At 66.9% G+C, this 13,092-nt stretch carries 12 protein-coding genes and 1 pseudogene; 3 read left to right on the top strand and 10 right to left on the bottom strand.

From position 1 onward, the window contains the following. Together M7H19_RS16120 and M7H19_RS16115 are read left to right on the top strand one after the other, a co-directional pair. A pseudogene (locus M7H19_RS16120) lies at positions 1-478 on the top strand (hemin transporter); the annotation flags it as partial. A 114-nt stretch (positions 479-592) separates the two neighbouring features. Then, entirely contained in the window at positions 593-2,335 is a 1,743-nt protein-coding gene (locus M7H19_RS16115) for a pyruvate dehydrogenase (RefSeq protein ID WP_298182272.1), read from the top strand. Positions 2,336-2,378: 43 nt separating this feature from the next. Here the strand turns inward: M7H19_RS16115 and M7H19_RS16110 are convergent, their stop codons facing one another. The 10 genes from M7H19_RS16110 to M7H19_RS16065 all read right to left on the bottom strand — a co-directional run bounded on the left by M7H19_RS16110 (position 2,379) and on the right by M7H19_RS16065 (position 11,806). Beyond that, entirely contained in the window at positions 2,379-3,125 is a 747-nt protein-coding gene (locus M7H19_RS16110) for an SDR family oxidoreductase (RefSeq protein WP_298182265.1), read from the bottom strand. 187 nt (positions 3,126-3,312) lie between these two features. Continuing rightward, complete coding sequence (locus M7H19_RS16105) at positions 3,313-3,504, bottom strand: ferredoxin (RefSeq protein WP_298182262.1); 192 nt, start codon at positions 3,502-3,504, stop codon at positions 3,313-3,315. A gap of 23 nt (positions 3,505-3,527) precedes the next feature. Next, positions 3,528-4,757 carry a cytochrome P450 gene (locus M7H19_RS16100; protein ID WP_298182260.1) on the bottom strand — a complete coding sequence of 410 codons (1,230 nt, stop codon included), beginning with the start codon at positions 4,755-4,757 and terminating at the stop codon, positions 3,528-3,530. A gap of 28 nt (positions 4,758-4,785) precedes the next feature. Beyond that, positions 4,786-5,976, bottom strand: a complete 1,191-nt coding sequence (locus M7H19_RS16095) for an FAD-dependent oxidoreductase (RefSeq protein ID WP_298182257.1) — start codon at positions 5,974-5,976, stop codon at positions 4,786-4,788. Next, a complete protein-coding gene (locus tag M7H19_RS16090) occupies positions 5,973-6,170 on the bottom strand; it encodes a ferredoxin (protein WP_298182255.1) in 198 nt (65 codons plus the stop codon). The genes M7H19_RS16095 and M7H19_RS16090 overlap by 4 nt, the downstream gene beginning before the upstream one ends. A gap of 39 nt (positions 6,171-6,209) precedes the next feature. Next, positions 6,210-6,860 carry a TetR/AcrR family transcriptional regulator gene (locus M7H19_RS16085; RefSeq protein ID WP_298182254.1) on the bottom strand — a complete coding sequence of 217 codons (651 nt, stop codon included), beginning with the start codon at positions 6,858-6,860 and terminating at the stop codon, positions 6,210-6,212. 22 nt (positions 6,861-6,882) lie between these two features. Then, a complete protein-coding gene (locus M7H19_RS16080; RefSeq protein ID WP_298182252.1) occupies positions 6,883-8,094 on the bottom strand; it encodes a cytochrome P450 in 1,212 nt (403 codons plus the stop codon). Between the two features lie 268 nt (positions 8,095-8,362). Next, the gene (locus M7H19_RS16075) at positions 8,363-9,397 is read right to left on the bottom strand and encodes an iron-siderophore ABC transporter substrate-binding protein (protein ID WP_298182250.1); all 1,035 of its coding nucleotides are present in this window, start codon (positions 9,395-9,397) and stop codon (positions 8,363-8,365) included. A gap of 60 nt (positions 9,398-9,457) precedes the next feature. Next, the gene (locus M7H19_RS16070) at positions 9,458-10,501 is read right to left on the bottom strand and encodes a Gfo/Idh/MocA family oxidoreductase (protein ID WP_298182248.1); all 1,044 of its coding nucleotides are present in this window, start codon (positions 10,499-10,501) and stop codon (positions 9,458-9,460) included. Positions 10,502-10,582: 81 nt separating this feature from the next. Next, positions 10,583-11,806 (bottom strand): ROK family transcriptional regulator, encoded by a 1,224-nt coding sequence (locus tag M7H19_RS16065; protein ID WP_298182246.1) that lies wholly within the window; start codon positions 11,804-11,806, stop codon positions 10,583-10,585. 103 nt (positions 11,807-11,909) lie between these two features. Between M7H19_RS16065 and xylA the strand changes: the two genes are divergently transcribed. Beyond that, positions 11,910-13,079 carry a xylose isomerase gene (gene xylA, locus M7H19_RS16060; protein ID WP_298182270.1) on the top strand — a complete coding sequence of 390 codons (1,170 nt, stop codon included), beginning with the start codon at positions 11,910-11,912 and terminating at the stop codon, positions 13,077-13,079. Positions 13,080-13,092 lie beyond the last annotated feature (13 nt).

Genomic DNA, 13,092 nt, shown 5'->3' with positions numbered 1-13,092 from the left:
GCACGACCGGATCGCCGAAGGCGACGTCGTGCGGGTGAGTCTGCCGTTCGGTGACGTCACGCTCGACGAGGCGGGCAATCCGCTCCTGCTGATCTCGGCGGGCATCGGCAACACCCCGCTGATCGGTATGCTCGGCCACCTCGCCGAGACCGGATCGACGAGACAGGTCGTCGTGGTGCACGGCGATCGCAGTCAACGCACGCACGCACTGCGATCCGATCTGGAGCAGTTCGCGGCGAAACTGCCCAACGCCACGGTCCACGTCTGGTACGAACACCCGGAGGGGACCTGGCCCGCCGACCGCACCGGGCAGGTCGACCTCACCGCCCTCACCGTTCCGCAGGACGCCACCGTCTACCTCTGTGGTCCTCTTCCCTTCATGCGGAAGATGCGGACACAACTACGGCAGCTCGGTGTCCCCGCGGCCAACATCCACTACGAGGTGTTCGGCTCCGACATGTGGCTCGCCCGGGACTGACCATCCTGTCGCGTCCGCCGGGACGCAACGGTGACGCGACGTCCCGGCGGCCGACGTTTCACCCCGTCGACAAAGGGCTACTTCTCGGCGGGAGGGTGCACGGGTCGAAAGGGAGTGTCGATGGCGACGGTGGCCGAGCAGTTGGTGGACCTGCTGGTGCAGGCGGGTGTGCGGCGTATCTACGGCGTCGTGGGCGACAGTCTCAACCCGGTCACCGATGCCGTGCGGCGTAGTTCGGAGATCGAGTGGGTGCAGGTACGGCACGAGGAGGCCGCTGCCTTCGCGGCCGGCGCCGAGGCACAGATCACCGGCCGGTTGACGGCGTGCGCGGGCAGTTGTGGGCCGGGCAACCTGCATCTCATCAACGGTCTGTTCGACGCCCATCGCAGCATGGCCCCTGTCGTGGCCGTGGCCGCGCACATCCCGAGTGAGGACATCGGTACCGCCTACTTCCAGGAGACGCATCCCGACCGGCTGTTCGTCGAGTGCAGCCATTACTCGGAGATGATTTCGAACCCCGAGCAGATGCCCCAGGTGGCGCAGATCGCCATTCAGACCGCGATCGGCCGGTCGGGCGTGTCGGTCATCAGCCTGCCGGGTGACGTCGCGGGCATGGAAGCGCCGCGTAAGCGTACTGAGATGGCACTCGTGTCCCGTCCGCCCACGGTGCGGCCGGGCGAGGCCGAACTCGACCGCCTCGTCGAGATCGTCGACGAGGCGGAACGCGTGACGTTGTTCTGCGGCAGCGGCGCCGCCGAGGCACACGACGAGGTCATGGCCTTCGCCGACCGAGTGCAGGCCCCGGTGGGGCACGCGCTTCGCGGCAAGGAGTGGATCCAGTACGACAACCCGTTCGACGTGGGCATGTCGGGTCTACTCGGCTACGGGGCGGCGTATGAGGCGATGCACGAGTGCGACTTGCTGATCCTGCTCGGTACCGATTTCCCGTACCGGCCGTTTCTGCCGGACGACGTGAAGATCGTGCAGGTCGACGTCCGTCCGGAGAACCTGGGGCGCAGATCGCGTCTCGACCTCGGTGTCAGCGGCGATGTGGGGGAGACGTTGCGTTGTCTCACTCCGCGGGTGAGTCGCAAGACCGATCGCCGGTTCCTCGACCGCATGTTACGCAAGCACGCCGATGCGTTGGAGAAAGTCGTCGCCGCTTACACCACGGATGTGGAGCGGCACAAGCCCATCCACCCCGAGTACGTGGCGTCCGTCCTGGACGACGAAACCGCGGACGACGCGGTCTTCACCGTGGACACGGGTATGTGCAACGTGTGGGCCGCCCGCTACATCACCCCCAACGGGCGGCGTCGGGTGATCGGTTCGTTCACCCACGGTTCGATGGCCAACGCCATGCCCCAGGCGATCGGAGCGCAGCTGCCCGACAGGGAGCGGCAGGTCGTCGCGATGGCGGGTGACGGAGGGTTCTCCATGCTCATGGGAGACTTCCTCACCATCATCCAATACGGGTTGCCGGTGAAGGTGGTGTTGTTCAACAACTCCTCGCTGAGCATGGTGGACCTGGAGATGTTGGTGGCGGGGCTACCTCCGCACGGCACCGAGTACCCCGACGTCGACTACGCGGCCATCGCCCGTGCCGCGGGAGCCCATGGGGTGCGTGTCGACGATCCGAAGGCCGTGCGTTCCGGGTTGCGCGAGGTGCTGGACCATGACGGCCCCGCACTCCTGGATGTCGTCACCGATCCGAATGCGCTGTCGGTGCCACCACGCATCACCGGTCAGCAGTTGACGGGCTTCGCCTTGGCGACCAGCAAGATGGTGCTTCAGGGCGGGGTGGGACGGATGATCCAGCTCGCCCGTTCGAACCTGCGTAACATCCCGCGACCCTAGGAGTCAGTGCAGGTCAGTGCAGGTCGGTGCAGGTCGGTGCGGGTCAGTGCAGGAGGCCACCGCCGTCGCAGACCATCGTCTGTCCGGTGATCAGGGCGCCGTCGGGGGAGGCGAGGAAGGCGACGAGTCCGGCGAAGTCCTCGGGGGTGACGAACTCTTGGATGGCCTGCTGGGACATCGTCCGGGCGAAGACTTCGTCGCCGGAGTGAGCCCGGGTGCCGGGTGTGGCCACTTGGGCGGGCATGACCGCGTTGACGGTGATGCGGTGCTCGCCGAGCTCTCGTGCCATGACCCGGGTCATACCGATCAGGGCCCCTTTGCTGGCCACGTAAGCGATCTGACCCGGCGCACCGGTGAAGAACGTGCGGGACGCGACGTTGATCACCCGACCGCGGTGGGCGCTTTTTCGCAGGTACGGAAAGCACGCCTGCACCATCAGCAGTGGGCCGACGGCGTTGACGTCGTAGAAACGGTGCAACTCCGCCGGGGTGGCCTCCAGCAGGCTGTTGCGTCCCGACAACAGACCCGCGTTGTTGACCAACACGTCGATTCCGCCCAGCTCGGTGGCCACCGCCTCGACGGTGGTGCTCACAGCGTCCGGGTCGGTGACGTCGCAGACCCACGAACGCACTGCCGCGGAGTTCTCGTCGGGCCGGGAGTCGTCTAAGTCGATGTCGAGCGCGGCGACGGTGGCGCCTTCGGCGGCGAGGCGATGGGCGATCGCATAACCCAGGCCACCGGCCGCGCCGGTGACGACGGCGACGCGTCCTTCGAGACGGGAAGACTGCACGAACTCTCCTCCGGGCTCGGTTGCGCGGTGCGTGTGAGTACCGACGCTACGACGCCCTGGAGCCCCACGGTAGGCACCGTCGTCCGGTCCGGGCTACGTCATTTGACGAAGAACGGTTCGAAGGAGCGCCCGGTGGCCGGGCCACCGGGCGTCCGTGTCTACCGTGGAGGAAGCACCACGTTCGCGGTCATTCCTCCACGTGGATGGCCAGGGCCGGGCAGACCGAGGCGGCATGCCGGACGTCGGCGGCCTGGTCGGAGGAAGGCTCGGCGTCCAGCAGGATGACGATGCCGTCGTCGTCCTGGTCGAACACCTGCTCGGCAGCGACGACGCACTGTCCGGATGCGACACACTTGTCCTGGTCGATAGTGATCTTCATGGTGGTCCTTTCCAGGCGGTGGATTACCAGGTCACGGGAAGTTCGTACACGCCGTAGACCGAGCCGTCGTGCTTGAACGGAATGTTGTCGAACTCGGTCGCAAGCCGCAGCGTGGGAATACGGCGGTAGAGCGTGCTGTAGACGATGTTCAGTTCCAGGCGGGCGAGGGGCTGGCCCAGGCACTGGTGCACCCCGAAACCGAACGCCACATGGTGTCGAGCGTCGCGGCGGAGGTCGAGCCGGTCGGGGTCGGGGAACGCCTCGGGGTCGCGGTTGCCGATGTCGTTGGGGAAGATCACGCCCTCACCGGCGCGGATCACCTGTCCGTCGATCTTGATGTCCTCCAGGGCGACACGGCGACGTCCGTTGTGGGTGATGTGGAGGTATCGCAGGAGTTCCTCCACGGCCGAGTCCACCAGCGCCGGATCGTCGGTGTCGCGCAGCAGGGCCAGTTGGTCCGGGTGCTCCAGCAGGGCGAGCGTGCCCAGCGCGATCATGTTCGCGGTGGTCTCGTGCCCGGCGATGAGTAACAGGACACCCATCTGCGCGGCTTCGTTCTTGGTCAGTTCCCCGGCCTTGACGCGGCCCGCCAGGCCCGACAGCAGGTCTTCACCGGGCTCGGCGAGCTTGTCGTCCATGAGCCGGTGCAGGTATGCGCCGAGCTCGCCCAGAGCCGCCATCCGCTGCTCGGGGGAAGCGTCCCGTTTGATCACGGTTTTGCTGTTGTCCTGGAAGAAGTCGTGGTCGGAGTAGGGAACTCCGAGCAGTTCACAGATCACCAGCGAAGGCACCGGAAGGGCGAACGCCTCCACGAGGTCGACCGGCTTCGGACCGGCCAGCATGTCGTCGATGAGCCGGTCGACGATGCCCTGGATCGCCGGACGCATCGCCCGTACCCGCTTGACGGTGAACGGTGCCGTCACCATACGTCGCAACCGGGCGTGTTCCGGGTCGTCCATGAGAATGAAACTCACGGAGGAGCTGTCTCCACTGAGCGGTGCCTGCTTCGGGTAGCCCGGCTTGGTGATGTCGGCGCTCATCCGCGGATCCGCCAGCAGCGCGCGCTGGTCGGCGTACCGCGTCACCAGCCACGGCGTACTGCCGTCCCACAATCGGACTTTCGCCAGCGGACCTTCCTGCTGAAGGTCCCGCAGCGTCGGTGGCGGGTCGAACGGACATTTGGCGTCCCGAGCCATGGGGTATTCGGGGATCGCGGCCGCGTCCTCGGTGGAGTTCTCGACTGTGCTGGTCATCGGGTTCTCCTGTTGTGGTGGTCGTACTTCATGTGGTGGGTAGCGGCGCGGCGTCGAGCGCCTCCACGATCTCGCGGCGGCGTAGCCGGGCCTGTTTCGGCATGTTCCAGCCGACGATTCCGGTGACGTGCCCGGAGCGTTCGAACCGGACCACGAAACGCCGGTCGGCGGGATCACCTTCGACGACGGTCGTGTCGTCGTCGGCTCCGGGGCGGCCGTACACCTGCACCTTGGCGTCGAACTGGTCGGTCCAGAAGTAGGGAACGGGCGCGTATGTCCGGTCGGCGCCGAGGATGTTGGCGGCCACCACCTGCGCTTGTTCGGTGGCGTTGGTGCGGTTCTCCAGCCGCAACATCGTTCTCAGCGTGGGGTGGTACCAACGGGCCACGTCGCCGACGGCGTAGACGCCGGGTGCGGCCTGACAACGTGCGTCGCAGACGACGCCGTCGTCCAGAGTGAGGCCGCTGTCGCGCAGCCACGCCGTCGCCGGTTCCGCTCCGATCGCGACGACGACGAGGTCCGCGGGCAGCGACTCACCGTTGTCCAGACGAACTCCCGTGACGCGTCCATGCTCACCGGTCAACTCCTCGACCAGGTGGCCGAGCGCCAGCCGGACTCCGTGCTCGGAGTGCAGATCCGCCAGCGTCCCCGACACCAGTGGGCCGAGCTGGTTCGCCAGAGGAGCCGATTGTGGCCCGGCCAGGGTGACATCCAGCCCGAGTTTCCGTGCGGTGGCGGCGATTTCCGCGCCGAGAACGCCTTCACCGACCACGACGAGCCGAGCTGAGCGGGACAGACCGGCTCGCAGTGCCAGCGCATCGTCGAGTGTGCGGAGCACATGTACGCCGGTCAGGTCGTGTTCCACGGGAAGTCGACGCGGGCGAACGCCGGTGGCCACCACGACCGTGTCGGCGGACAGCGTTCTGTCGGATGTGGTGTGGACGGTCCGTTGTGCTGTGTCCAATCTCACGGCAGGGTCGCCGAGAACGAATTCAGCATCCAAATCAGACAACATCTGTTCCGGGCGAAGCCGTGCCCGCTCCGGTTGCCAATCGCCTGCCAAGACCTGTTTGGACAGAGGTGGCCGGTCGTAGGGCACGTGTTCCTCGGCTCCGAGTAGGGTGAGTCGTCCCCGATGGCCGTTGCGGCGCAACGCCTCGGCGGTGGACAACCCGGCTGCGGACGCGCCGACCACCAGAACGTCGTGGGTTTCGCTCATTCCTCCGTCACCATGATCGCTGCGGTCGGACAGACACTGGCCGCCTCACGAGCCGCCGCGTGCAGCCGCTCGGGTGGTGTGGCATCGAGAAGCACGACGATGCCGTCGTCGTCCCGCTGGTCGAACACCTCGGGCGCGCTCAGCACACACGACCCCGCGCCACAGCATTTGTCCTCGTCAACACTGATTTTCATCGTCACTGTCTTCCTCGATCGTTGAGGTCTTTTCAGCGGTTAGGGCCGTGCCGTGACGGGCGCGGACCACAATCCCACGATCGCGTCGGCCAACCCTTCCGCGGTGGCGCGCCAGCTCGCTCGTGGCGTGGTGGACATTTCGGCGAGGGCCCGTTCCCGTTCGGCGAACATGTGCACCATCAACTGACGTGTCATGTCGCTCCGCTCCAGGTGCACCTCGACCGGAAGGTTGGGCAGACACTGCTGTAACCCGTCGAGTGTGTGGAGCAGAGAAGGTGAGGTCAGCGTTTCCTCGTACAGGATTTCGCGTAGTGCCGGGTCGGTCATCACCTGCGCGCTGAACCGCGCGAACCACGTGGGACTCCCCAGGGAATCCAGGTGATCGGCCAGCGGACACACGAGGCACATCACCCAGTCCCGTGGGGTGGGTGAGGACGGGGTCCGGGCCACCATGTCCAGTCGCCGCCGCTCGATGTCGTCGGTGTGGCGCCGCACGATGGCGCGAACGAGGTGCACCTTGGTCCCGAAGTGATATCCCACAGCGGTGTTGTTCCCCTGACCGGCGGCTTCGCTGATCTGCCGGTTGGACACCGAAGCCACACCGTATTCGGCGAACAGGCGTTCGGCGGTGTCCAGGATGCGCCGGCGGGTGGCGTCGGACCGGTCGCTCCGGACCGTCCTCACTGACATGGCACGTGGCATGGCGCGATTGTCACCAACGCACGGGAACGGTACGCAAACCCCCCACGGCCAGGCCTTCGATGCGTTCCAGTTCGGTCGGCTCCACCGCGAGTTCGAGCGTGGGCAGGCGGCGGAGCAGAACGTCCAGAACGGCCTGCAGCTCGGTGCGGGCCAGGGCCTGGCCAAGACACGAATGCGCGCCGACCCCGAAGGCCAGGTGCGTGTTGGGGCTGCGGGAGAGATCCATCTCGGCGGCGTTGTCGAACGCGTTCTCGTCCCGGTTGGCGGCCGCCATGCTGCACACCACCGTGGTACCGCTGGGCACCCGGGTGCCGGAGAGTTCGATGTCCTCGCTGACGAAACGAGGCATGCCGAAACCGGGATTGGCGTCGAACCGCAGGGATTCCTCCACGGCCGTGCGGATCAGCGAGCGATCCTCCAACAGCTTCTCCCAGCGCCGCCGGTCGGCCAGCAGCATGCCGACCATCTTGCCGATCATGTTCGCGGTGGTCTCGTGCCCGGCGACGAGTAGCGCCTTGGCCGTGGCGACCAGTTCCGTGTCGGACATGGGGTCCTCGGACTCTTCGGTAATCAACGTGCTGAGCAGGTCGTCACCGGGAGCGGAACGCTTCGCGGTGACGTGCCCGCTCAGGTATTCGTTGAACTCCTCCTGCGCGGCGTCGATTTCGGACTGGCTGTACTTGGTGAGGTTGAGCAGCGTGTCCGACCAGTAGGCGAACCGGTCACGGTCGGAGTCGGGGACACCGAGCAGGTCGCAGATGACCCATACGGGCAAGGGGAAGCCGAGGCTCGCCTTGAGGTCCGCGGGATACCCCTGTTCCACCATCGTGTCGATGAGGCGGTCGGACATCTCCTCGATCCTGGGCCGCAGGGCGGCCATCCGCTTGGCGGTGAACCACCTGCCGAGCCGGCGACGCCAGCGCCGGTGCCCCTCACCGGTCTGGGGAAGGGTCGAGGCCATCGAGCTGTTGAACACACCACCCGACTCGTTGGCCGCGATCCGTGCGGCGCCCGACGACGTGTCGAGCTCTCGGGTGAAGCGTGGATCGGAAAGGACTTGGCGCACATCGTCGTAGCGGGTGACCAAGGTCGCCTCGTCGCCGCTGGGGAGCCGGACTCTCGCGACGGGACAGTTCCGACGCAGGTCGTCCCACTCCGCCGGCGGTTCGAGTGGGGCAGGGTTGGGGATCGGATAGTTCAATACGGATTCACCGTCTGCCACCGGGTGCGTCCTCTCCGTGCGACTGCGTTGTGCGGCAAGTCAATCGCACATTGTCTTGCTAAGTCAAGCGACTGACTTAATTTGCGCGTGGTGCCGGGTGCTGAGCTGGGAGCAGAGTTGGTCTCGGAGCTGGTGCCGGACGTCTTCCCGAGCGCACCGTGTCCGCGAGAGAACTCGCGTCCCGTGCCGTGGTCAGCCGAGACAGTGGCGCCGGGAGCGAACACACGGGACAGCGAGGGAAAGGCAGGGGTGTTCCGACGTTTCTTCGTCAACCGGTGGTCGACGGATCACCGTCCACGGCGGCCTGGAGCCGCGGTATCAGTTGGTCGAGGAGGTACGGCACACTCAACGCCGACACCTGGGAGAACGCGGTGCCGAAATCGCTGCTCTCCTCGACGATGACCTCGCGTTTCTCCTTCGCCGGGCGCAGCTTGCCGTACAGGGCGTCCTCCCACAGTTCCGCGCCGCCGTCGTCGGTGAGCCATACGACGACATCGGCGTCGAGGACATCCGCGTGCTCTTTGCTGATACCGGCCCCGAACCGGTCGCCGACCAGTTCGTCGAGTTCGGCGGGAAGGGTGAAGCCGAGATCGGTCAACAGCCGGGAGCGGGGATCGTCGCCTCCGTAGAGGAAGTAGCCCTCGTACAGGGTGGCGACCAAAGCGGTGGCGCCGTCGAACTCGGGGTGTTCGTCGCGGGCCTGTTCCAGTCGCCGATCGACATCGGCGACGATTCGACGGGCCTCGGCGGGTTTGCCGACGGCCGCGCCCACGGTCGTCGTGAGATCTCGCCACGGGATGCCGTAGTCCGGTTGGCCCGGTGGGGGAGCGATCGTCGGCGCGATCTGCGACAGGGTGTCGTAGTCGGCCCGGCTCAGTTCCGAGTACAGCCCGACGATGAGATCCGGTTGCAGTTCCGCGATCCGCTCGAACCGGATGCCGTTCTGATTGTCGAGCACCACCGGCTCCGGATCGTCGCCGAGGGCTTCTTGTGCCCAGGGTCCGATCGCGCCCGGGTAGTCGCCGAACCAGCGTGTGGTCGCGACCGGTGTCACGCCGAGAGCCAACAACGCGTCGTGGTCGGTGAATCCGACGCTGACCACGCGCTGCGGAGGGTCGGTGATGGTCGTGGAACCGAATCGGTGTTCGATGGTCACCGGCAGGGCGCCGGGTTCTGCCTCCACCGCCTGTTCGTTCGTGGAGTTCGGTGATTCACCGCTGGGAGAGCAACCGGTCAGTACCAGAGTCAGCACGGTGAGTACGGCGAGGACGGACCGGCGGTGGCGGCGGGGAAGGACCGACATATGTATAAGGTTTGCCTAACCAAACCTTCTCGGTCAAGGCTGAGAAGCAGGACATCGTCGTCACAGCTGACGGGCCTCGGACAGTCGGTGAGCCTGTTCGATGACCGCGAGCACCTCCACGGCATCGCGCGGATCGACGGGGACCTCGTCCTCACCCGCGATGGCGCGGGCGAGCACCCGGTAGAACTCGTCGTAGGAACCTCGGTCCGATTCCACCCGCCGGGCTTCGTCGGCGACACCGAGTACGCCCCATGCTTCCGAATGCTCGTGTCCGTAGCCGTCGTCGGTGGGCAACGCGCCCGCTCGCAGGGCGGTCTCCTGGGGATCGAACCCCCATTTGGTGTAGGCGGCCCGCGAGCCCAGCACGTGAAAGCGCGGACCCGGCAACGCGGCCAACGACGACATGAACAGCTGTGATCGAGTGCCGCTGCGGTGATTGAGGACCACGAGGGTGTCGTCGTCGGCCGCCAGACCGGGAGTGCGGCGAGCGGCATCCGCCCAGACGTGCTCGACCTCGCCGAACAACTGGATCGCCTGGTCGATCAGGTGAGTGCCGAGGTCGAACAGGATGCCGCCACCGTCGGCGATGGGAGTGTCGGCCTTCCAGCTGCGAGGCCCTCGTGGCTTCCACGTCTCGAACCGGGACTCGAACGTGTGCACCTGTCCCAGTCGTCCTTCCTCGACGAGCCTGCGGAGTGTGCGGAAGTCGCTGTCCCAACGGCGGTTGTGGAACACCGTGAGCAGCCGTCCCGCCCGGTCGGCGTGTTCGATGAGCGCGGAGGCCTGTGAGCTCGTGGGTGCGAACGGTTTGTCCACCACGACGTGCAGACCGGCGTCGAGGGCCCGCGACGCGAGTTCGACGTGCGTCTGCGGCGGGGTGCCGATGACCACCAAGTCGAGGTCGTCCGCACGGGCGAACAGTTCGTCGGCGCTGTCCACCACCGTGACGTCCGGATAGGTCGCGTGGGCCTGCGCGGCACGGTCGGCGTCGGAGGTGACCACCACGTCGAGCGAGTACGCGGGATCGCACGCCAGAAACGGTGCGTGGAACACTCTGCCGGACACCCCGAACCCGATCACGCCAGTGCGAATCAACCCGACCATTGCGGCTGCCTTTCTACTGTGGACCGTTGTCAGGGTAGTACCGGCGGGCGGCTTCGGCAGCTGCCCGGCCGGCTCCCGGGATCAGCCCGAGCTCAGGGCTTGCCGGGCCGGGAGACGGGAGATGTAGGCAGCGGGATCGATGAGGATCGTCCGCAGGGCGGAAAGGGCGGCACCTCGGACGGCGGCCTCGGCGCCCACGACCGACCGGCGCACTTCCACCGCCCGCCACGGTGTGCTGACCACCCGCCCCGTGAGTTCGGTGCGCAACGGCTCGACCAACCACGGGTGCAGGAGCGCGAAAGTCCCCCCTAGCACGATCGTGGATATGTCCAGCAGGTTGACCACACCGGACAGTGCTGTTCCCAGGACGCGCCCGGCGGAACGCACGGCCGTAAGAGCCGCGCGGTCGTGTTCGTCGAGCCGGTCGAGCAGCGTGTCCACGTCCTCGACGTGGGCGCGGTCGAGGATGGCGTCCTGTCCCGCGAGTCGTTCGAGACAGCCCCGTGCCCCGCAGGAGCACCGGGGGCCGCGTGGTTGTACGGGGAAGTGGCCGAGTTCGCCACCGAAGCCGTGTGTGCCGCGGAACAGCTCTCCATCGAGCACGATCCCTGCCCCGATGCCGATTTCGCCGGAGACGTACACGAAGCTGTCAAGCGCTGTGTCGGCACCGTGCCGCAGGGCGGAAAGCTCGGCGACGGCGGCGAGGTCGGCCTCGTTGCCGACGACCAGTTCCCCGAACGGCACGGGCACGCGACGGCTCAACTCGGAAGTGAGGTCGACGTCGTGCCAGCCGAGGTTCGGTGCCGTCCGCACCAGGCCGTTCGCCGCTTCCACCAGGCCTGGGACGGCGACGCCGATACCCCCGACGGTGATCCCGTTCCGTCGCGCCCGTTCCAGGGCGTCGTTCGCCTCCCGCTCCACCCGGGCGAGTACCTCGTCGACCGGTCGGCCACGGTTGTCGACCCGGCGCACCCGTTCGTCGCACACGTCGCCGGTCAAGTTGACCAGATAGGTGGTGATGTAGTCGACGGCGATCTCGACACCGAGCCCATGGGGGCCGTGTGGGGACAGGGACAGTGATGTGCCGCGCCGTCCCGGGCCCCTGCGGTGTTGGAGTCCTTCTTCGCGCACCAGGGAAGTGGTGACGAGACGGTCGACCAGGCTCGACACCGTGGCTTTGGTGAGTCCGGTGTGCGCGGCGACACCTGCCCGCGACACCCCGGGGAAGGCGGCGATGGTGCTCAGCACCAGGGCGCAGTTGTGGCGGCGGACGGTGTGTTGGTCCGCGGGGCCGGTCTCGGTCACGTCCCGATCGTAATCGTTCATCAGTTGAACCAAATTCTTGACTAGCACCCGGATCACTACATAAGTTCAGTGATCAAACTATTCCGTCGTGCGGGAGGACATCGTGGTCGGTAAACCCGTGGCAGAGGACAAGTTCAGTTTCGGCCTGTGGACCGTGGGATGGCGTGCGGCCGATCCGTTCGGTGACGCGACACGGCCCGAGCTCGACGCGGTCGAGGCGGTCCACAGGCTGGCGGAGCTGGGGGCGTGGGGAGTGACCTTCCACGACAACGACCTCGTTCCCTTCGGCAGCGACGACGATGAGCGAGAGAAACGGATCGGTCGGTTCCGTGCGGCGCTCGACGAGACCGGGCTCGTGGTGCCGATGGCCACCACCAACCTGTTCACCCACCCGGTGTTCAAGGACGGAGCGCTCACCAGCAACGACCGGGACATCCGCCGGTTCGCGCTGCGCAAGGTCATGCGCAACATGGACCTCGCGGCCGAGCTAGGGGCGACGACGTATGTGCTGTGGGGCGGCCGCGAGGGCAGTGAGACGGACGCGGCCAAGGACGTGCGTGCCGCGATGGACCGCTATCGGGAGGGCATCGACACGCTCGCGCAGTACGTCGTGGAGCAGGGGTGCGGGCTGAAGCTGGCCCTGGAGCCGAAGCCGAACGAGCCGCGCGGCGACATCCTGCTGCCCACCATCGGACACGCGCTGGCGTTCATCTCCACGCTGGAGCACCACGAGTTGGTGGGTGTCAACCCCGAGGTCGGGCACGAGCAGATGGCGGGCCTGAACTTCGTGCACGGCATCGGGCAGGCGTTGTGGCAGGGCAAGTTGTTCCACATCGACCTCAACGGCCAGCATGGACCCCGGTACGACCAGGACCTCGTGTTCGGGCACGGTGACGTGCTCTCGGCGTTCTTCTTGGTGGATCTGCTCGAACACGGTGGCTACGACGGCCCCCGGCACTTCGACTACAAGCCGCCGCGTACCGAGGACCTCGACGGCGTATGGGCCAGCGCGGAGGCCAACATGCGGTCGTATCTGCTGTTGCGAGAGCGAGCGAGGAAGTTCCGCGCCGATCCGCGGGTGCAGGAGGCGCTGGAGCGTTCACGCGTGCCGGAACTGGCGCAGCCGACGCTGGCTGAGGGGGAGACGGTGTCCGACCTCAAGGCCGACCGCACCGCGTTTGAGGACTTCGACGCCGAAGCGGCGGCCACTCGTGGCTACGCCTACGCCCAGCTGTCGCAACTGGCCTTCGAACATCTGCTGGGCGCGGCCTGACGACCCCGCCATC

Origin of the sequence: Saccharomonospora sp. (assembly GCF_027317685.1) — a bacterium.
In the GTDB taxonomy this organism is placed as follows: Bacteria; Actinomycetota; Actinomycetes; order Mycobacteriales; family Pseudonocardiaceae; genus Saccharomonospora.
The sequence above is the reverse complement of the archived record's forward strand: the minus strand, read 5'-3'. Positions and strand labels throughout refer to the sequence as shown.

Bases quoted from the DNA above. Each gene is read 5' to 3' on its own strand.
- M7H19_RS16070 (WP_298182248.1), bottom strand. From the start codon at position 10,501: ATGGTCGGGTTGATTCGCACTGGCGTGATCGGGTTCGGGGTGTCCGGC.
- M7H19_RS16100 (WP_298182260.1), bottom strand. From the start codon at position 4,757: ATGACCAGCACAGTCGAGAACTCCACCGAGGACGCGGCCGCGATCCCC.
- M7H19_RS16075 (WP_298182250.1), bottom strand. From the start codon at position 9,397: ATGTCGGTCCTTCCCCGCCGCCACCGCCGGTCCGTCCTCGCCGTACTC.
- M7H19_RS16090 (WP_298182255.1), bottom strand. From the start codon at position 6,170: ATGAAAATCAGTGTTGACGAGGACAAATGCTGTGGCGCGGGGTCGTGT.
- M7H19_RS16095 (WP_298182257.1), bottom strand. From the start codon at position 5,976: ATGAGCGAAACCCACGACGTTCTGGTGGTCGGCGCGTCCGCAGCCGGG.
- M7H19_RS16105 (WP_298182262.1), bottom strand. From the start codon at position 3,504: ATGAAGATCACTATCGACCAGGACAAGTGTGTCGCATCCGGACAGTGC.
- M7H19_RS16085 (WP_298182254.1), bottom strand. From the start codon at position 6,860: ATGTCAGTGAGGACGGTCCGGAGCGACCGGTCCGACGCCACCCGCCGG.